Annotated in this window: 16 protein-coding genes, 1 tRNA gene and 2 pseudogenes; 11 read left to right on the plus strand and 8 right to left on the minus strand. The window is 61.2% G+C overall.

The features are described from left to right. Window positions 1-3: 3 nt before the first annotated feature. Both ASE60_RS02205 and ampC read right to left on the minus strand, forming a co-directional pair. A complete protein-coding gene (locus ASE60_RS02205) occupies window positions 4-1,281 on the minus strand; it encodes an alpha/beta hydrolase (protein WP_082615711.1) in 1,278 nt (425 codons plus the stop codon). Window positions 1,282-1,475: 194 nt separating this feature from the next. Next, entirely contained in the window at window positions 1,476-2,639 is a 1,164-nt protein-coding gene (gene ampC, locus ASE60_RS02210; protein WP_200964154.1) for a class C beta-lactamase, read from the minus strand. A gap of 535 nt (window positions 2,640-3,174) precedes the next feature. Between ampC and ASE60_RS02215 the strand changes: the two genes are divergently transcribed. Both ASE60_RS02215 and ASE60_RS02220 read left to right on the plus strand, forming a co-directional pair. Beyond that, complete coding sequence (locus tag ASE60_RS02215) at window positions 3,175-3,426, plus strand: glycine zipper 2TM domain-containing protein (RefSeq protein ID WP_057248089.1); 252 nt, start codon at window positions 3,175-3,177, stop codon at window positions 3,424-3,426. A gap of 17 nt (window positions 3,427-3,443) precedes the next feature. Then, complete coding sequence (locus ASE60_RS02220; protein ID WP_057248090.1) at window positions 3,444-3,794, plus strand: EF-hand domain-containing protein; 351 nt, start codon at window positions 3,444-3,446, stop codon at window positions 3,792-3,794. An 83-nt stretch (window positions 3,795-3,877) separates the two neighbouring features. Here ASE60_RS02220 and ASE60_RS02225 read toward each other — a convergent pair whose 3' ends face one another. Both ASE60_RS02225 and ASE60_RS02230 read right to left on the minus strand, forming a co-directional pair. Beyond that, window positions 3,878-4,552 (minus strand): type 1 glutamine amidotransferase domain-containing protein, encoded by a 675-nt coding sequence (locus ASE60_RS02225; RefSeq protein ID WP_057248091.1) that lies wholly within the window; start codon window positions 4,550-4,552, stop codon window positions 3,878-3,880. Between the two features lie 57 nt (window positions 4,553-4,609). Next, window positions 4,610-5,214 (minus strand): annotated as a pseudogene (locus ASE60_RS02230) (enoyl-CoA hydratase/isomerase family protein); the annotation flags it as partial. A 2-nt stretch (window positions 5,215-5,216) separates the two neighbouring features. Between ASE60_RS02230 and ASE60_RS36150 the strand changes: the two are divergent. Continuing rightward, window positions 5,217-5,429: pseudogene (locus tag ASE60_RS36150) on the plus strand (DUF2721 domain-containing protein); the annotation flags it as partial. Window positions 5,430-5,487: 58 nt separating this feature from the next. Here the strand turns inward: ASE60_RS36150 and ASE60_RS02240 are convergent. Further along, window positions 5,488-6,498, minus strand: coding sequence for an AraC family transcriptional regulator (locus tag ASE60_RS02240; RefSeq protein ID WP_057248092.1), 1,011 nt, complete (start codon window positions 6,496-6,498; stop codon window positions 5,488-5,490). A 203-nt stretch (window positions 6,499-6,701) separates the two neighbouring features. On the opposite strand from ASE60_RS02240, the gene ASE60_RS02245 reads away from it, so the two are divergent. From ASE60_RS02245 to ASE60_RS02255, 3 genes are all read left to right on the plus strand, one after another. Next, entirely contained in the window at window positions 6,702-7,163 is a 462-nt protein-coding gene (locus tag ASE60_RS02245) for a hypothetical protein (RefSeq protein ID WP_057248259.1), read from the plus strand. Window positions 7,164-7,328: 165 nt separating this feature from the next. After that, window positions 7,329-8,762 carry a DUF1254 domain-containing protein gene (locus ASE60_RS02250; protein WP_057248093.1) on the plus strand — a complete coding sequence of 478 codons (1,434 nt, stop codon included), beginning with the start codon at window positions 7,329-7,331 and terminating at the stop codon, window positions 8,760-8,762. Window positions 8,763-8,959: 197 nt separating this feature from the next. Next, window positions 8,960-9,631 carry a hypothetical protein gene (locus ASE60_RS02255; RefSeq protein WP_057248094.1) on the plus strand — a complete coding sequence of 224 codons (672 nt, stop codon included), beginning with the start codon at window positions 8,960-8,962 and terminating at the stop codon, window positions 9,629-9,631. Window positions 9,632-9,753: 122 nt separating this feature from the next. Here the strand turns inward: ASE60_RS02255 and ASE60_RS02260 are convergent. Both ASE60_RS02260 and ASE60_RS02265 read right to left on the minus strand, forming a co-directional pair. Then, window positions 9,754-9,829 (minus strand) — tRNA-Thr (locus ASE60_RS02260). 76 nt (window positions 9,830-9,905) lie between these two features. Next, window positions 9,906-10,916 (minus strand): nitronate monooxygenase family protein, encoded by a 1,011-nt coding sequence (locus ASE60_RS02265; protein ID WP_057248095.1) that lies wholly within the window; start codon window positions 10,914-10,916, stop codon window positions 9,906-9,908. Between the two features lie 341 nt (window positions 10,917-11,257). Between ASE60_RS02265 and ASE60_RS02270 the strand changes: the two genes are divergently transcribed. Then, complete coding sequence (locus ASE60_RS02270; RefSeq protein ID WP_057248096.1) at window positions 11,258-12,469, plus strand: hypothetical protein; 1,212 nt, start codon at window positions 11,258-11,260, stop codon at window positions 12,467-12,469. A 101-nt stretch (window positions 12,470-12,570) separates the two neighbouring features. Here ASE60_RS02270 and ppk2 read toward each other — a convergent pair whose 3' ends face one another. Then, window positions 12,571-13,467, minus strand: coding sequence for a polyphosphate kinase 2 (gene ppk2 / locus ASE60_RS02275; RefSeq protein ID WP_057248260.1), 897 nt, complete (start codon window positions 13,465-13,467; stop codon window positions 12,571-12,573). A gap of 232 nt (window positions 13,468-13,699) precedes the next feature. Here ppk2 and phoR point away from each other — a divergent pair, with 232 nt between their 5' ends. The 4 genes from phoR to pstA all read left to right on the plus strand — a co-directional run bounded on the left by phoR (window position 13,700) and on the right by pstA (window position 19,098). After that, complete coding sequence (gene phoR, locus ASE60_RS02280; protein ID WP_057248261.1) at window positions 13,700-14,968, plus strand: phosphate regulon sensor histidine kinase PhoR; 1,269 nt, start codon at window positions 13,700-13,702, stop codon at window positions 14,966-14,968. Window positions 14,969-15,163: 195 nt separating this feature from the next. Further along, a complete protein-coding gene (locus ASE60_RS02285) occupies window positions 15,164-16,198 on the plus strand; it encodes a substrate-binding domain-containing protein (protein WP_057248097.1) in 1,035 nt (344 codons plus the stop codon). Between the two features lie 96 nt (window positions 16,199-16,294). Further along, window positions 16,295-17,779 carry a phosphate ABC transporter permease subunit PstC gene (pstC, locus tag ASE60_RS02290; protein WP_057248098.1) on the plus strand — a complete coding sequence of 495 codons (1,485 nt, stop codon included), beginning with the start codon at window positions 16,295-16,297 and terminating at the stop codon, window positions 17,777-17,779. Next, window positions 17,776-19,098, plus strand: coding sequence for a phosphate ABC transporter permease PstA (pstA, locus tag ASE60_RS02295; protein WP_057248099.1), 1,323 nt, complete (start codon window positions 17,776-17,778; stop codon window positions 19,096-19,098). The genes pstC and pstA overlap by 4 nt, the downstream gene beginning before the upstream one ends. The last annotated feature ends 13 nt before the right edge of the window (window positions 19,099-19,111 follow it).

Here is a 19,111-nt window from a genome sequence, read left to right on the forward strand (position 1 = left end):
CCGTCACTTGATCTTCACGGGCTGCGGCGTGTCGCTTGACAGCGTATCTCCGACGACCACCCTCTTCTTCTTCGTCGGCTGCGGATTTTCGAGGATCGATACCGGCGCCGAGACGGTGACCGCAGCGACATTGCCGACATTTCTCGCCGTGCCGGCAACAACCGCGGCAATGCCGGTTCCGACCGAGATGTCGGAGTCGGTGAGCGTCTGCCCCGTGGCAAGCCGCGTGCCGATGAGCTGAACGATCTGCGGGCTTTCTGCGAACTTGCCGTGATGCAGGCCGTCCTCCGTCTTGACCTTGGTCAGGTCGATGGCGGTGATGCCGGCCCTTTCCAGCTGGGTACGGTAGGGCTCCGCCGATGGGTCGATCGCGCCAAGGCGAGATACGTCACCGGAAATGAAACTCGAAAGTGCCAGCGCACGATCGTCCTGCGAAACGAAGATCGTGAACTTCGGCCGCTTCTTGCCCATCTCGACGAATTGCTTGGCAAAGACGTCGAGATCGATATCCGGCGAGGCGAGAATGACGTTCTCGATCTTCGACGGCACGTTGCCGTCGCGGATGGCCATCTGCCGGAGCGATTCCATCGTCAGCCAGGTCCCCATCGAATGGGCGAGGATGGTGATGTCCTTCACCTTCGGCGCGTCCGAGAGCTTTTTCAGAATGTCTTCGAGTGCCGTGCGCGAATAGTTCGTGCTTTCCTTGTCGTAATTGTAGTCGAACACATTGGCACGGGACGGCCAGGTAAACAGGACTGGCGTTGCCTGGACCTCCGAGTCGTGGACGATCTGGGCAAGGCGGTAGACGGAATCCTCGTAGCGGTTGTTGAAGCCGTGGACGAAGACGAAGGCGTGGCCGCCGACGTCGTGTTGTAGAAACCAGGACTTGGCTTCATCGAGTGTCTGGAGCTCACGCACACGCGTGACGGCGAATTCCTTGGCGGGATCCGGGGGCAGCTTGCGCGGCCATTGCACGGTGCCAGATTTCCGCACCGTGTCCGGCGGGATCGAGACCGCGACGTCGGTGAGGAAGGTATTGGCGTCTCGCTCGCCGGAAAACAGCGTCGCCGGATCGCCGGACGGTTGGCGCGTGGTTGCGACAAGCATGTCTACGGTCGATGTACCGGGGGTGGGAGCGGTGACCGCGACAGGTGCCATCACGCCCTTGGCATGACCACCGCATCCGGCAAGCAATGCCAAAGCCGCCAGGACGAAGGTTGTCCGCCCTCCTCTTGCACATCCGTGCTGCAGCGAACCCTGAAACCCCACCCGCTCGAACATCGGCATCCCCATATACGCCTGAACTTGGCCGCATCTGATCGCGCTTTCGCGAAACGAAGATGACAACACTCGGCGCTAATGTGCAAGCGGCTGGGGATTGCGGTTTCGCCGTTGGGTTGTTGATGAGCGCAGGTTCTCCCGTGCTGCGGGCTGCCGCAACACGGGGAGGGTGCCTTTGATGGACGCTTGGCCGCCTATTCCGCCGCAGTTGCCAGCGTCTTCAGAATTGCATGCACTGCCTTGATGCGCTCCGGATTCGGGAAGTTCCGGTTCGCCAGCATGACGACACCGATCTTCTTTTCCGGAACGAAGGCGACATAGCCGCCGAAGCCGCTGGTGGATCCGGTCTTGTTGTAAAGCGTCGCGCCATCGGGCCGCTTCGGAGGGTTCAATGCCGTAGCCGGATTGGCTTCCATGGCCATCGTCCCGGAGTTGCCGTCGAGCAGCCGCTCCAGCGAAACCGGGTAGGGATACTGCTCCCAGCCGAGGCTCTGGATCATCTTGCCGGTATCGAAGTAGCCGATATGCGTTCCCTCTAGGGCCTTGCGAACGGGGCCGTCGAACTGCTCCGGCTGGATATTGGCTTCGACGAAGCGGATCATGTCTGCCGCGGAGGATTTCACGCCGTAGGCCTCGGCGTCGAACATGCCCGGGTTGACCCGGATCGGCTTGTCTGCCTTGCCGTAGCCCCAGGCGTAGCTGCCCATCGCGCTTCTGGGCACGGTGACATAGCTGTGCTTGAGGCCGAGCTTCGGAAACAACTCGGTCTCGAGCGCCGTGGCGAAATTGCTGCCCATCGCCAGGCCCGCGGCATGGCCGAAGAGGCCGATGCTCGGGTTGGAGTAGCGACGCTCCTTGCCTGGTTCGGCGCCCGGTTTCCAGTTGCTGAAGTAAGTCAGCATGTCAGCGTTGCTCTTGACCTCGTCGGGGAACTGCAACGGCAGGCCGCCGGCGGTATAGGTGGCGAGATTGAGCAGGGTCGCCTTGTCGATCGCGCTGCCGCTGAGATCTGGCATGTATTTGCCGGGATGGTCGTCGAAGGACAGCTTGCCGAGCACCTGCGCATAGGATGCGAGCGTGCCGGCAAAGGTCTTGCTGATCGAGCCCAGCTCGAACAGTGTGTTTTCGGTGACGGGCGCCTTCGTTTCCTTGGAGGCGACGCCGTAGTTGACGAAGTAGTGCTGGCCGTCAACGGTGACCGCGATCGCCATGCCCGGCACCTTGTATTCGCCCATGATCGGTCGGATTGCCTTGTCCACGGTGGCGGCAATTCGGGCCTGCTCGCCGTCCGCGGCAAAGACGGTCGCGGTGAGTGAAAAGAGGATTGCAGTAGTAAGCCCTAATTTGATTGTCGTCATTCTATCCATTCGGTCTGCTCTTTCTTGCAAGGCGGGGATGCCCATGGTTTGGCCGGATCGGGCATCTGCCCGAAACAGCAGCGGATAATCGGGTCGGTTCCGCTGAATGTGCGTTTCGTCCGTGCGGTGGATACGCGAGGTGAAAGCAAGAGGCCCGTGCCGGGCAAGCCAGACCTAGCCCGCTCGCCGCTAGGCCACAAACGATGATATCTCGCGGGAGACCCAAATAAATCTAGGGCGAGGGGATTTTTCGTCCGTCGGCGCACGTCCCTGGCCAAGGCTGTGGGTTATTGCGGCGGGAAAGCTAATACTACGCGGAACATTGTCATTGCCGGCGGCAAAGGGTAGTATTCGCCCGTCAAGTTTGGGGCCCTTGTCTCCGGACTATGTGTTTTATTGGTGAGCTGCTTCAGAAAAAACAGAAGAGCCTCCCTTATCCTGGGAGCATACTCGGAAGCTTATTTACATCCGACGCCACTCAATGGCGCCTCCGCCCGATCTCTATTCCAAACAGACGGCCATATTGGAGGATAAAATGAGCAAACAGACCGTAACTATCATTCTTGCCGGCGCCCTAGCCTTGTCCGGGTGCCAATCTGCCTACGTGTCGAAGAGCGGCCCGACGGGCAACGAATTCGGCTGCATTGCCGGAACGGTGGGTGGCGCAATCGTCGGCGGCCTGATCGGCTCGACGATCGGCTCTGGTACTGGTCAGCTCTGGGCGGTTGGCGGTGGTGCGACACTTGGCGCTGCAGCCGGCAATGCGCTGACGTGCCGCTACTATTGATCGCGGAAGGTTGAGGGATGAGAAAGCTCGTTCTTTTCAGCGTCCTTGTGTTCTACCCGGCTGGTCTCGCTGTCGCGCAGCAGGCTGCAACGATGAACCAGGGCCAGATGAGTGCGCTCGACAGCAACAAGGACGGCGCGGTCGAACGTTCCGAATACGAGAGCTTCATGACGGCCGCCTTTGCCAACCTCGACAAGAACAAGGACGGAAGTCTCAGCCCCGACGAGACGAAGCAGGCGCTGAACGCTCAGCAGTTTGCTGCCACCGACGCCAACAGCGACGGCAAGGTCACCCAGAAGGAGTTTCTGGACAGGGTGATGGCCGACTTCAAGACTGCGGATCGCAGTGGCGACGGCAACCTGAAGTGACGGCTGAAACGGCAGGTTGGTCTGGGTTTGATGTCCCGTTGTGAATGTAGCGGCCGGCTGAAATGCCGGCCGCCACCTCGCATTCACCGCAGAAGCTTCAGCAATTCCTTGGCGCCGGAGGTCGAGGACGCCGGATTCTGTCCGGTGACGAGACGGCCATCGACGACCGTGAAATCCGCCCAATCGGCTGCCTTCTCGAAGCGACCGCCGAGACGCTTCAATTCGTCTTCGACGAGGAAGGGGACGACATCCGTCAGTTGCACGGCTTCCTCCTCCGAGTTGGTGAAGCCGGTGACGCGCTTTCCCTTGACGATAGGCTCACCCTGATAGGTTACCTTGCGGAGCACCCCCGGCCCATGGCAGACGGCAGCGACCGGCTTGCCGGCATTGTAGAAGCTCTCGATCAGCGCGATCGAGTTCACGTCGTTGGCGAGGTCCCACATCGGTCCGTGACCGCCCGGATAGAACACCGCGTCGAAATCATCGGCCTTGACGTCGGCAAGCCGGTGGGTGTTGGCGAGGACCCGTTGCGCGGCGGGATCGTCCTTGAAGCGGGCCATCGCTTCGGTCTGGTTGCCCGGATCGTCGCTTTTCGGGTCGATCGGCGGCTGCCCACCCTTGGGCGAGGCCAGGGTAATGTCGACGCCCGCATCCCGGAAAACGTAATAGGGCGCAGCGAATTCCTCGAGCCAGAAACCGGTCGGTTTGCCGGTATTGCCAAGCTGGTCATGTGAGGTCAGAACCATCAGTATCTTCATCTTTCGCTCCCTTTGACGCGGCGGCTCCCGTTGAGCCGCCGATTGGCATGGCACCGGCTACTCGCGGTACTTCGCGGTGTAGTGGCCGAGGTTCCTTTCAATGTCGCCGGGTTGCTGCAGTCCCTGCTCGACCAAAGCCTTGACGCGGGATTGCGCCGCTGGGCGCTGGACCGAAGTGATGAACGCATCCCACCCGGGTTGCATTTCCGCCTGCGGTGGCAGGCTGGCGCTGTCAATCAGCTTCTTGGTCTCGACAATGGCATATTGATCGAACGGGGCGATGCGTTTCGCCAGGGCATCGACAAAGGCATCAGTTCCGCGTCCGGTAGTGCTCTGTTCACGTAGCCGTAGCGTTCGGCCAGTTCACCGTTGAAATCATCCGCGCCGATCAGAATTTCGATCGCTCGGCCGCGGCCGACGAGGCGAGGCAGGTAGGCCATCGGCCCGCCGCCCGGGACGCAGCCGGCACCGACTTCGAACTGCGATAGTACCGCTTTCTCGCGGCTGGCGAAACGCATGTCGGCCGCAAGCGCCAGTTCGCTGCCGATGCCGCTTGCCCGCCCGCGAATGGAAACGATCGTCACGGCCTGCAGGCGGCTGAGGCGCGTCATGAAATCGGGCACGGGATGCATGCCCGTCGGCCCGGGAGGCATGCCGGTGGAAGATGGCCGGCATTTGCACGGGCGGCGCAATCCTAAATCTCCTTGCTGGCGCTCTTGCCATCGGGCTGCGCCAGGAGAATCTCTTCTGGTTTTTCGGTGGTGCCATAGTCTCGCTCATTGGATCACTTGTCGCATTCCTGTTTGAATTGCTGATCGCGGGACGAAACCTGTTGCGGCAGATACGAATGGACCGAGTTCCCATGGAGCAAGACTGACCAAATACTTCTCACCTTGGCAGCCGTTCACGCTGCTGAACGGCCAACGGCCGTACCTTCAAGGCGAGATATTCGAGCGAAATTCCCGCGGTCCGTTGCCGGTTGCCTTTCGGAATGCCCGGGCAAAATTGGCTGGGGACGAATACCCTAACTCCGCCGAGACGCGCGTGATCGAGCCGTTCGTATGCAGCAGCAGCTCAATGGCTCGCTGAACCCTTGCGGCGCCCGCCAACCCGCGAAAATCGGTGCCAGCCCGATTCAGTTCACGTTGCAGCGTCCGGACGCTGGTGTCCAATGTTTGCGCGGCGCTATCGATCGACACGCTGCCGGTGAGAACTTGGACCCGCACCTGCTCCACGATGACCTCGAGCAGATCCCGTGGAGCGCCGCCTTGCCGGTCTCGCGCCACATCCTCGATGGTGACAATTGGCCACGAAGCGGCCCTTGGAGCAGCGGAAAGATGATGGCGATCCATGACGATGCTTGTCGCGGGTGCGTTGAAGAGAACCGGACACTGGAAGACGTCTTCAAAAATGCCCGTCTGGCGCGGTCTGTCGGTGTCAAGCTCGACGCGCAGCGGTCGCCAGTCAGAGGGCAGATAAGGCTTGAAGAGGCTGAGCAGGACGCCCGCGGCGGCACAGACAATACTGGCATATCCAGAGTGGCCGGCCAAAGCGAACGCATAGCTGTACCGTACCTCGTCGCCAACCACTGCGACTGACATCCTATCAACCGTACTGTGAAAACGAAGGCCAGCAATGCTGCGCTCGATGGCCTGCCCCAAGGAGTCGGCGCCAAGCACGTAGTGTCCGAAGCTGCCATAGTTGGCGATGTTCATCATCGGCGTGATCAGAATTCCGAAGTTGGCCTCACCGGCTGTCCGCGCGGCCGCCTCGACGAAGCCGATTACCGCCGCGTGCGGGATGAAGCAGTTCTCTCCCTCGGTCAGTTCGAGATCGAACCCGATAGCACGATTGGCCTGCAGCAGCGCCTTTTGCCCCATTTCACGGCGTATGAAGGCCGGCATACCAGACAGGATGCGGTTGGAGATGACCGGGATCTCAGCCATGCGTGCAACACTCCAGAAATAAGACAGCCGTGGCGCAAAATGAGTGGTTTTGTATTGCGAATACTGTTTAGTGCCGTAAAACGTGTGAGTAGCACAAGTAGAGATCTGAACGTCTTGCGACCTATGGGAGGGGTACGACTATGACAACCAGACGGAACCTACTGCTAGCAGCCACAGCTGTCGCGGCGACGACAGTGCCGTTCATGCCGCGACTGGCGCAGGCGACCGATGAAGCGGCCGACTTCCTGTTCGTTCAAACCGCAAGCGCTATGAAATTCGACAAGGCGACGAGCAAGCTGACGCTCGAAGGTATTGGCGGCGCCACGTTGTTTTTCTCTGACCGTCCGGAGCGCATTGCCGGGAACATGGCCACGACCGCTTTCTTGCCGTTCTGGAGCAAGGGCAAGGACAGCTTCCTTTCCGATCCGCCGAATGCCGACCTGTCGATCCTCGAAGGGAACAAGCTCCGACAGGTTGTCGTCGTCCTGGAGAATCCGGAGCTGAACGACAATAACTTGACTTACACGGTCAAGGTGGTTGGTGGCGAAATGCCGGAGAAGGGCTCCGAGGTCTCTGTGTTCATCGACATCATCGGCATGCCGTTGACGCCGCTCTCTTATGCAGGCGTGGCCAGGCGCGGCTACCGGCGGGCATTTCTGTATTAGCACCCGCCGGATTGCGCGTCGGTGCGATCCCGACTGCAGCCTGCACAGCTCTCGCGAATACCTCACCAACAGCCAACGAACTGCACAATTGCGTCCAGGGTTCCTGAGCTGCCCCACAGCTCTCGTCGTTTCGATAACTCATCGAATAATGGAGGAGTACGGTAAATGTTGACGAAGAGAGATCTACTTCGATCCACCGCGGTGATCGCCGCTAGCGCTGCGATTGCGAGGCCAAGCCTGCTGATGGCGCAGAGCTATCCCGGCATCATCGAGGCCAAGGACATTGCCGAGGAAGGCTTCATCTATGGCCTGCCGCTCGTGATGAACTATGCGGTCATGCAGGAGTATGCCGTAGACCGAAACTCGGGGCAGTTCAAGGCACCGTTCAACGAAATTTACAACATGCACCATGTCGCCACCCCGGCGGACACGGCAATCATCACGCCGAACAGCGACACTCCTTACTCGATTCTCTGGCTGGATTTGCGCGCCGAACCGATGGTCATCTCTGTGCCGACGGTCGAAAAGGACCGCTACTACTCGGTCCAACTGATCGACGGCAACACCTACAATTTCGGCTACATCGGCACGCGCGCCACGGGGACTGAGCCGGGCAACTATCTGGTGGTCGGCCCCGACTGGAAAGGGGAAACGCCCCCCGGAATCAAGCAGGTCTTCCGATCGACGACGCCGTTCACGTTCGCGGCTTTCCGTACCCAGCTCTTCCACCCTGACGACATGCCGAACGTCGAGAAAATTCAGGCCGGCTACAAGGCGCAGCCGCTTTCCGCTTTCCTTCGACAACCCGCCCCGCTTGCCGCGCCCAAGATCGAGTTCCTTCCTGCCACCACTGCCGGGATCAAGGATAACTTCTTCCAGTATCTCGACGCGGCCCTGCAGTTCGTCCCTGAGACGGCAAGGGACAAGGAGGTTCGTGCGAAACTTGCCAAGATTGGCATCGGTCCCGGCAAGACCTTCGAGTTCAAGGATCTATCGCTCGAACATAGAGCCGAATTCCTGGTGGCCATGAAGCAAGGAAATGACAAAGTCGACAAATGGCTGGCCAGCGGAAACAAGGACATCAACGGCTGGAACATCGGCTCGTTCTTTGGCGACGAGGCCTTCTACAACGGCGATTGGTTGATGCGGGCAGGCGCCGCCAAGGGCGGCCTCTATGGCAACGATGCCGTAGAAGCCATGTACCCCTATACCCGAACGGACGCTACCGGTGAGCCGCTCGACGCCAGCAAGCATAACTACACGATCACCTTCGCACCCGATCAGTTGCCGCCAGTGAATGCGTTTTGGTCCGTTACGATGTACGACGGCAAGAGCCAGCTCTTGGTCAAGAATCCGATCAATCGCTACCTCATCAACTCTCCGATGTTGCCGGCGATGAAAAAGGGGGCGGACGGCTCGCTGACGCTGTACATCCAAAAAGACAGCCCCGGTGCGGACAAGGAGTCCAATTGGCTTCCGGCGCCGGACGACAAAATCTATCTCGTGATGCGCCTATATTGGCCGAAGCCTACGCCACCTTCGATCTTGCCGGCGGGCCAGGGCACCTGGCAGCCGCCGGGCGTCAAAGTGGCGCAATAATCCCGACCAAGCTGATGCGCGGCCGGTGCCAGTGCCCCTCGCGGCCATCGTGCCCGGAGGACAGTTGGCGACGGCCGGCATTTGCGCACACGGCGCCGGCAGCGGTGAATTGGTATCGCGAGCTTCTTGACCTCAACTTATGTTGAGGTCGTAACAAGGAGCTCGAAAAGCTAATTGCGTCGTCGGGATCGGATTTCATGCGCATAAATAAACTGACACTCCCTGCATCGGATGTCTCGAAGAGCGTAGCCTTCTTTCGCGATGTGCTGAAACTGCCGACAGCCGGGAATTCCATCCAAGTGGGATGGAGCGAAATCCGGCTGGTCTCGGCCGTTGGAGATGCACCACACGGCGTGCACCTGGCTTTCAATGTGCCCTATGATCGGTTCGATGCCGCAATAGAATGGCTGAAGGAACGTACGCCTCTCCAACGGGAACCGGATAGCGGAGAGTGCTTCGTTCTTGAGGGGCATTGGCAGTCAAAATCCATCTACTTCGATGGTCCCGATAGCTCGGTGCTGGAATTGATCGGCCGCCGGAGGCTAATCCGCCCGACTGGAAAGCGGCCGTTCAGCGGCGCTGATTTATCCTGCCTCAGCGAGGTCGGACTTCCGACCGAAGACGTCGGGAGTGTCGTTGCCGAGGCCGCCCGGACGTTCGGGGTCGCAACGCTCGGACCGGCCTCTCCCGGCTTTGCCGCCATAGGGAATGATGAAGGGGTGCTTATTGCCGTGGATACAAAGCGGCCATGGTTCCCGGAAAAGCGCCAATTGCCGAGCGCCAAGGGTTTGGAAATTTGGTTGGGCGGCGTGTGTGCGCCTGGAGCCATGTCGGACCTGGCTAATGGTTGGAAGATCCACGCGGCATAGCGCCGTTCTCCGTCGCGACCTGCAAACGGTCGCCTTGCCGCAAGCGAAAGCGCCGAAACGCAGACTTGGGAGCCACCGCACCAGGCTGCTGAATGGAGTTCGATTTGATTTCCGGAGAAGAATGGTGCCGCTTACGTGACTCGAACACGTGACCCCATCATTACGAATGATGTGCTCTACCGACTGAGCTAAAGCGGCCCGGAGGCGGTTCCGCGGAAGACCGCGGAACGAATGTGAGGCGCTGATAAACGCAAAGCGCCAAGATTTCAAGCCATCAGTTTCGAGAACTTGAAAATTCCTTGTTGGTGGCCGCGACGGGCATGGCGTTCAGGCCAAGGCGGGTACGTGCCGCATCGTATTCGCGCTCGAGCCGGTCGACGAGACGGGCGACGGAGGTCACTTCCCTGACCGCGCCGATGCCCTGGCCGCAGCCCCAGATGTCCTTCCAGGCCTTGGCGCTGTCGGTTGCGGCGCCAAAGTCCATCTTCGACGGATCTGCTTCCGGCAGATTGTCCGGATCCATGCCGGCAGCAGCGATCGAGGGCTTCAGGTAGTTGCCGTGAATGCCGGTGAAATAATTGGAATAGACGATGTCGGCAGCGTTGCTGTCGACGATCATCTGCTTGTAGGCGTCGGTGGCGCGCGCCTCTTCCGTCGCGATGAACGGCGAGCCGATATAGGCCATGTCGGCACCCATCGCCTGGGCGGCCAGGATGGCGCCGCCGGTGGCGATCGCGCCGGAAAGAAGCAGCGGGCCATCGAACCAGGAGCGGATTTCCTGGATGAGCGCAAACGGCGAAAGCGTGCCGGCATGACCGCCAGCGCCGGCAGCAACGGCGATCAGGCCATCGGCGCCCTTGCGGATCGCCGAATTGGCGTGGCGGTTGTTGATGATGTCATGCAGCACGATGCCGCCGTAGGAATGGATCGCGGCGTTGACCTCGGGCACGGCGCCAAGCGAGGAAATGACCACCGGAACCTTGTATTTGATGCAGAGCATCAGGTCCTGTTCGAGGCGCGCGTTGGACTTGTGCACGATCTGGTTGACGGCGAAGGGCGCGGCGCGCCGGCCCGGGTTCTTGGCGTCGTGATCGGCGAGCGTCTCGGTGATCTCGGCAAGCCATTCGTCGAGCTGCGAATGCGGACGAGCATTGAGTGCTGGGAAGGCGCCGATCACGCCGGCCTTGCACTGTGCAATCGTCAACTGGGGATTGGAGATGATGAACAGGGGCGCGCCGACGACCGGCAGTCTCGTCGTTCCGGAAAGAATTGGCGGAAGCGGCATCGGTTTCTCCATCCCTCGATTGGCGCATTGAACTTTGACGTTTGCGTAAACGTCAAAACAGATAGCAGCAAGTTCATCGCTTGCAAAGAGGTGGTTTTCGCGCCGGCGACGCCGGCTTATCCTGCATTGTGCCTGCGAAGTTGTCGCGTTTTCCCCGGGCTTGGCCGGTCGACCGGGCCGCCGGACTTGCGGATTCCGAAAGCAGCGGTTACGCAATTGTTAACAAAACCAACGGCGTGCCTCCAGATTTAACCGTTAGGCCCTTGGAGAAAGATCGAGGGGTACCGATCAGCTAGAGCGCGCCGGCAGGCCCAAAGCCCTGCCTACACAGAGGACTTGATGTGAGCGGACTTGAGACTGCGATCAGAAATGCGCTTGAGCGCTCCGACCGCGCCAGCGCGGAAACGCGCGCGCGCATCTACCAGTCGGCCCGCCAGGCGCTGGAAGCCGGGCTGCAGAAACAGGGAATTGAGGACGGCAACGTCATCGCCCAGCAGCGCCATCGGCTGGAGGCGGTGATCCATGCGATCGAAACGGAGGAGCGTGCCGCCCTCAGGGCGCGGCAACCGGCGCCTCCAGTTGCCACACCTCCCGTCGTCAGTGTCGATGATAACGTCCGCGCACGTGGCCCTGAGCAGGCGCGTATCGAGCCGCAATCCCAAGCGCAATCCCGGCCTCAGGCCCAAGCGCAGTCGCCGGCGGCGGACCGCCGCGAGCCTGGCTTTGCTGCCGATGCGTCCCGTCCCGCGGCGAATGACGGCGGTCTCGGCGGCCTTCGTGCCGACCGTGTTGGCCCGGTCGTCTCGACGCGTGCGGCAGCGGATACTGCTGCAAAGAGCGCGGAAGCCGCCGCCGCGCCCGAGGTTCGTGGAGATACCGATCGAAAGCGCCGCCGCAAGCGCAGCCGCTTCCTGTCCTTCACCATGGTGGTCGTCACCCTTGCCGCAGCCGCAGGTGCTGCCGCCTGGTGGGTGCAGACCAATGATCTTCTGAAATCCGCGGCCGAACGCGACACCAACGTCGCCAACCCGCCGGCATCGGTGGCATCGGAAGATTTCGACGGCGCTGCCGGTCTGCAAACGCTCGGCGCCCAGCAGGGCTTCACCGGTGACTGGGTGGAAGTCTTTGCGCCTGAAAACACTGCCGCGGTCGTGGCGGGCTCACGCGCCAAGGCCGAGCCGGTGGATGACGACGGTGGCAAGCGCATCCAGTTGACTTCCTCGGTTGCCGAAACGGAAGGCGACATCACCATCGAAATCCCGGCAACGGTCCTGGCGCAGCTGTCCGGCAAAACCTCGACCATGGCGCTGACGGTGCAGGCCCAGCCAGGCAAGACGACCGAGTTTGCCGTCGAGTGCAATTTCTCCTCGCTTGGCGAATGCGGCCGTCATCGCTTCACGGTGCATGACGAACGGCTCGACATGCTGTTCAAGGTCACCTTCGATCGCAGCCTTGCACCGAACTCCGCCGGCCGGATCGTGATCAACAGCGATATCAGCGGCGAGGGCAAGGGCCTCACCCTCTACGCCATACGCGTCCTTCCGGGCCAATAAGTCCCGCACGAGGCCTCTTCGTCCTCGAGCCTCTGACCCCAATTGACCGCGTTGGCCGCCCTCTGGCGGGGCCGTCGCCTTCGGCCGCTGTCGTATGGGCGCTACTTCAGAAAGCCCGGGCCGGACCCGACAATCTTGTCGTCGACCTCACCGATCGCGCCCTTGTCCTTGCCGTCATAGTCGAGCGTGGAGAGCATGTGGCGGATGAGATTGAGGCGCGCGCGTCGCTTGTCGTTGCCGCGCACCACGGTCCAGGGTGCGTGGTCCGTGTGTGTTGCCTTCAGCATCTCGTTGCGCTTTGCCGTGTAGTCGTCCCACTTGTTGAGGGCGGCGATGTCCATCGGCGACAGCTTCCAGATCTTCAGCGGATCGTGGCAGCGATCGTGGAAGCGCTTGAGCTGCATCTCGCGGCCGATGTTGATCCAGAATTTGAAGAACTGGATATCCTCGTGCACGATCATCTTTTCGAAGCGAGGCGTCTGCTTCAGGAACTGCTTGTGCTGCTCGGGCGTGCAGAAGCCCATGACCGGCTCGACGCCGGCGCGGTTGTACCAGGAGCGGTCGAACAGCACGAATTCCCCAGCCGTCGGCATGGTCGCGACATAGCGCTGAAAATACCATTGCCCGCGCTCAGTCTCTGTCGGCTTCGTCAGCGCCACGATGCGGGCCCAGCGTGGGTTCAGGTTGCCCATGGTCGCATGGATCGCGCCGCCCTTGCCGGCGGCGTCGCGGCCCTCGAACAGCGCGATGATGCGTTTTCCGGTTTTCTGCTGCCAGAGCTGAACCTTGACGAGCTCGATCTGAAGCTTCTCCAGCGTCTCGAGATATTCTTCCTCGTCGAGCTTCTTCTTGTAGGGATAGTCATCGGACGCAAACGCTGCGTCGTCGATCCACTTCGGCAACTCGGGATTGTCGATGTCGAAGACGCGGCTCTTGCCGTCGATCTGCAGCTCCACTGCGCGGCTTTCCGCCTTTTCCGCCGTCTCCGCTAACGCCATATGCTCGCCCCTTCGGCTTGGCGCACGGGCCCGAAAACCGGCTTCGATCATCGGCAGGATCATGCGCGTTTTCAAACTTCTGCAGCTCCAAGCAGCGCCGAAAAGTCGCGGTGCTCAAGGCCCGATTTCCTTGGAGGAGGCCACAATTGCATTGCGGATTCAAGCCGGTCGTGAAAATCATGTCATGAAGGATCGCTATTCCTCGATCATTTTGGTCCGGGAGGAAGACAAAGTGATTCATGAGGATGTCGAGGTGGACGGTTCGAAAGCGTTCTGGCGGGACCTGGTGCCGCGGCTGAAGGCTGAGCGCTGGCTGCTGGGCCTCACCCTGCTTTTGGCGATCCTTGCGACCTTTGCCGGCATCCATTTCCTTATCGTGCTTCCCTTCTGGATCGTTCTGGTTGCGGCGCTGCTCAACCGCAGTGCGCCGGCCTCGGTGATCTTGAGCCCGGCCAAGGCTGTGGCCGTCGATGGCCCGACCAGCGATCCGCTGGTGCCGGCGCTGAATGCGCTCGACATGCCGGTGTTGGTCGTCGCCGCCGATGAGACGGTGGTTTTCCAGAACATCGCCGCGGAGAAAGCCTTCGGCACCATTCCGCCGAACACTTACCTGGCCGCCCGGGTGCGTTCGCCCGGTGTTCTCGACATGATCCGCGAGACGATGGCGACCGGCAAGGCCAACCAGATCGAGCATACCGAGCGGCTGCCGTCGGATGCCGTCTATGTCGTGCGCGTGGCACCCGCCGAAATCGGCGGCGAGGGGCGGACGCCCCGCATCTTCCTGATCACCTTTCGCGATATCTCGCAGGCGCGCCGCATCGACCGCATGCGGTCGGATTTCGTGGCCAATGCCAGCCATGAGCTGCGCACGCCGCTGGCATCGCTTCGCGGTTTCATCGAGACCCTCCAGGGCCCCGCGCGCAACGACTTGAAGGCGCAGGAAAAATTCTTCGGCATCATGCATGAGCAGGTGACGCGCATGAGCCGCCTCGTCGACGACCTCCTGTCGCTCTCGCGACTGGAGCTGCGCTCGCATATCGCGCCGGACGATCCGGTGGACCTTGCGCCCTTGCTCGGCCATGTCCGCGACAGCCTCCTGCCGCTGGCGAAGGACCTGAACGTCACGGTCTCTCTCGTGGTGCCGGACAAGCCCGTCATCGTACAGGGCGATCGCGACGAGCTCATCGAAGTCTTCGAGAACCTGATCGAGAATGCCTGCAAGTACGGCCAGGAGGGCAAGAAGGTCGACATAACCTTGCGTGGCGGCGAAGAAGGCACGCAGGCCGAGGTGATCGTGAAGGACTATGGGCCGGGCATCCCCGCCGAGCATGTCCCGCGCATTACCGAGCGTTTTTATCGGGTCAATGTCGAGGCGAGCCGCTCGAAAAAGGGCACTGGATTGGGCCTTGCCATCGTCAAGCACATCCTCACCCGGCACCGTGCCCGGCTGCTGATCCATTCTGAGATCGGCAAAGGTACGACTTTTACGGTCCGGTTCTGACATATTGGCGCGGGAAAACCCGGGACCGTTCATTTTCCCTTAGCATTTTCAATGACATGAGCTGTCATAAATGTTTCGTCAAACTGACATAAAAGGTGTGGCCATCGGCAGCTAACTAGGGGCAGCCGATAAGACGGCGAAGAGCGCTGCAACGCTTGGCGCACACCAACACAAGCCCATTCCGGGAGAACTTTTATGAAAGCTCTTAAACTCACTGTCGCGGCGCTGGTAGCGTCTGCCGCATTTGCCGGCGCAGCCGCCGCCCGTGACCAGGTTCAGGTCGCTGGCTCCTCGACCGTTCTTCCCTACGCCAAGATCGTAGCCGAGACGTTCGGCGAGACCTTCCCCGACTTCAAGACCCCGGTCGTTGAATCTGGCGGCTCCTCGGCCGGCCTGAAGGAATTCTGCAAGGGCGTCGGCCCGGACACCATCGACGTCGCGAACTCCTCGCGCAAGATCAAGGACAGCGAAGTCGAGGCCTGCAAGGCCGCTGGCGTGACCGAAATCCAGGAAGTCAAGATCGGCTATGACGGTATCGTCTTCGCGACCGACGCCGGCAATGCCGACCTCGCCCTGAAGCCGGAAGACCTCTACAAGGCTCTCGCTGCTGAAGTCGTCGTCGACGGCAAGCTCGTTGCCAACCCTTACAAGAAGTGGTCGGAAGTCAACTCCGCCCTTCCGGAAGTTGAAATCGCCGCCTTCATCCCGGGCGAAAAGCACGGCACCCGCGAAGTCTTCGAAGAGAAGATCCTGGCTGCAGGCTGCAAGAACGCCGGCGCCGTTGACGTCATCAAGGCTGCCGTTACCGATGAAAAGCAGCAGCACAGCAAGTGCGTCGCGGTCCGCAAGGACGGCATGGCTGTCGACATCGACGGCGACTACACCGAGACGCTCGCCCGTATCGCTGCCAACAAGAACGGCATCGGTGTCTTCGGCCTGTCCTTCTACGAAAACAACGCCGACAAGCTGAAGGTCGCGACCGTCAACGGCATCGTACCGTCGACCGAAACGATCGCTTCCGGCGAGTATCCGGTTTCCCGCCCGCTGTTCTTCTACGTCAAGAAGGCACACCTTGGCGTTATCCCGGGCCTCAAGGAATATGTTGAGTTCTTCATCAACGACCAGATGATCGGCCCGGACAGCCCGCTCGCCGAGTACGGCCTGGTTGCTGCTCCGGACGCCGAGCGCGAAGAAATCCGCAAGGCTTTCGCAGCCGGCAACATGCTCTGATAACGACAAGCCCCGGCGCGATATCCTTCGCGCCGGGGCATGCCTTCATTCGATTTGCCGGCGGCCCATGGCGGGCGATACCGGGGAGACGTGCGGATGAGTACCTCGCTCCTTCTTTTGCTAATTATTGTTATTGGTTTCATTGCCTATTTTGCCGGTCGCGCACGTTCGCTGGCGCAGGCTGGCGGCAAGCTCTCCAACCTTCATTCCTTGCCGGGCTATCACGGCAGCTACGTCGCTATCTGGGCGATGCTGCCGGCGGCGCTCGTTCTCGGCACCTGGCTGATTGCCGCTCCTATCTATATTGACGGGAGCACGCGCGCGGCCCTGCCGGACACCGTCCAGAGCCAGGGGACCGCCGCGGTTCAGCTCGCGCTCGGCCAGGTCAAGTCCGTTGCCGGTGGTCTGCTGCGCCTGAGCGGCGAGGAGGTTGCGGCACTTCAAAGCGGTGCCGCCAATCTCCGCTCGACGCTCGCAGCCAAGGGCGTCGCCCTGGCCGGCGAAGGCGAGCCCTACATGGTCACCGTCGCCCAGCATTTCAACGCGATGGCCGCCGCCAACCGCTGGCTGATGACCGCGGCCGTACTGTTGATCGCGATTGCCGGCGGCATCTACGCCATCCGCAACATCGCGACCCGCTTCCGTGCACGCAACCAGGTCGAGCGGGTCATTCTCGGCTCGCTGATCGTCGCGTCTTCCATCGCCATCCTGACGACGGTCGGCATCGTCGCCTCGATGCTGTCGGAAGCCGGCCGCTTCTTCACCATGGTCTCGCCGTTCGAATTCTTCTTCGGCACGGTCTGGGATCCGCGCTTCGCTGCTGCCGGCAGCGGTGGCGCCTCCGGTCAGTTCGGCCTGGTCCCGCTTCTCACCGGCACGCTCTACATCGCCTTCGTCGCGATGCTCTTTGCGGTGCCGATCGGCCTCTTCGCAGCCATCTACATGGCGGAGTATGCAAGCCCGCGCTTGCGTTCGACCGCAAAGCCGCTGCTCGAAGTGCTCGCCGGCATCCCGACCATCGTCTACGGTTTCTTCGCTCTCGTGACCGTTGGTCCGTTCCTGCGTGATATCTCGGCGCAGCTGAACGGCCTTGCCACCGGCAATTACCAGAACTTCATCCAGGCGCAGAGCGTGGTCACCGCAGGCATCGTCATGGGCATCATGCTGATCCCGTTCGTGTCGTCGCTCTCGGACGACATCATCACCCAGGTGCCGCGCGCATTGCGTGACGGCTCGCTCGGTCTCGGTGCCACCCGCTCGGAAACGGTCAAGAAGGTTATTCTCCCGGCAGCACTTCCCGGCATTGTCGGCGCGCTGCTTCTGACCGCATCGCGTGCCGTCGGCGAGACGATGATCGTCGTGCTGGCAGCCGGTGTCGCGGCCCGCATGCAGATCAATCCCTTCGAGCCGATGACGACGGTGACCGTGAAGATCGTCAACCAGTTGACGGGCGACCTCGAGTTCACCTCGCCGCAGACGCTGGTGGCCTTCGCGCTGGGCATCACGCTCTTTGTCATCACGCTCGGCCTCAACATTTACGCGCTCTACATCGTGCGCAAATACCGGGAACAGTACGAATGACCGACATCGCTTCCCCGACCGTCCGGATCTCCGCCCGTCCTGAATCCGCAAAGCGCGATATCGGCATCAAGCGTCGCTATGCCGCCGAGCGCCGGTTCCGCGCCTACGGCATTGCGGCAATCAGCACCGGTCTCTTCTTCCTGGCGCTGCTGCTGTGGACCGTCATTTCCAACGGCTACACCGCGTTCCAGCAGACGACGATCACGCTGCCGATCGAATTCACCGAAAAGGTCATCGACCCCAACGGCGAACGCACGACCGACAGCAAGGTACTGATGACCGCCAACTATCCGCTGCTGGTGCGTGATGCGCTCGTCAAGCAGCTCGGCATCGATGCGACCAAACGGCCGCTGGTCAAGCAGGCGACCGACATGGTTTCTGCGAGCTCCCGTACGCTCTTGCGCGACATGGTCGTGGCGGATCCGTCCATCGTCGGCAAGACCATTCCGGTCACGCTGTTGGCCGAAGCCAACATCGACTCCGCCAACAAGGGCCAGATCGACCTCAAGGTCGAAGAGAGCAAGCGCAAGGTCAAGGACCAGCAGGTCACCTGGATGAACGAGCTCGCAAGCGCCGGCGTCCTGAAGAAGAGCTTCAACACCGGCATCTTCACCTTCGGCGCCTCCAGCCGTCCTGAAGCGGCGGGCGTCGGCGTTGCCGCCCTTGGCTCGTTCTACATGATGCTGATCGTGCTCGTGCTGTCGTTGCCGATCGGCGTTGCCGCCTCGATCTATCTCGAAGAGTTCGCTCCGAAGAACCGGCTCACCGACCTGATCGAGGTCAACATCAACAACCTCGCGGCCGTTCCGTCGATCGTCTACGGTTTGTTGGGTCTCGCCGTCTTCATCAACTTTGCCGGCATGCCGCGTTCGGCAGCGGTCGTCGGCGGTTTCGTGCTGACGCTGATGACCCTGCCGACGATCATCATCGCCACCCGCGCGGCCTTGAAGGCGGTCCCGCCGTCCATCCGCTCGGCGGCGCTCGGTCTCGGTGCCTCGAAGATGCAGACCATCTTCCACCACGTTCTGCCGCTGGCCATGCCGGGCATTCTGACCGGTACGATCATCGGCCTGGCCCACGCGCTTGGCGAAACCGCGCCGTTGCTGTTGATCGGCATGGTCGCCTTCGTCGTCGACTATCCCGGTTCGCCGATGGAGCCGTCGACAGCGCTGCCGGTGCAGATCTACATGTGGGCCAACGAGGCGGAACGCGCCTTCGTCGAGCGCACCTCCGGCGCGATCATCATTCTTCTCATCTTCCTCGTCGTCATGAACCTTGGCGCCATTCTGTTGCGACGTCGCTTTGAGCGCCGTTGGTAGTGAGGTAATTACT

This window comes from Ensifer sp. Root278 (genome assembly GCF_001429285.1).
GTDB lineage: Bacteria > Pseudomonadota > Alphaproteobacteria > Rhizobiales > Rhizobiaceae > Ensifer.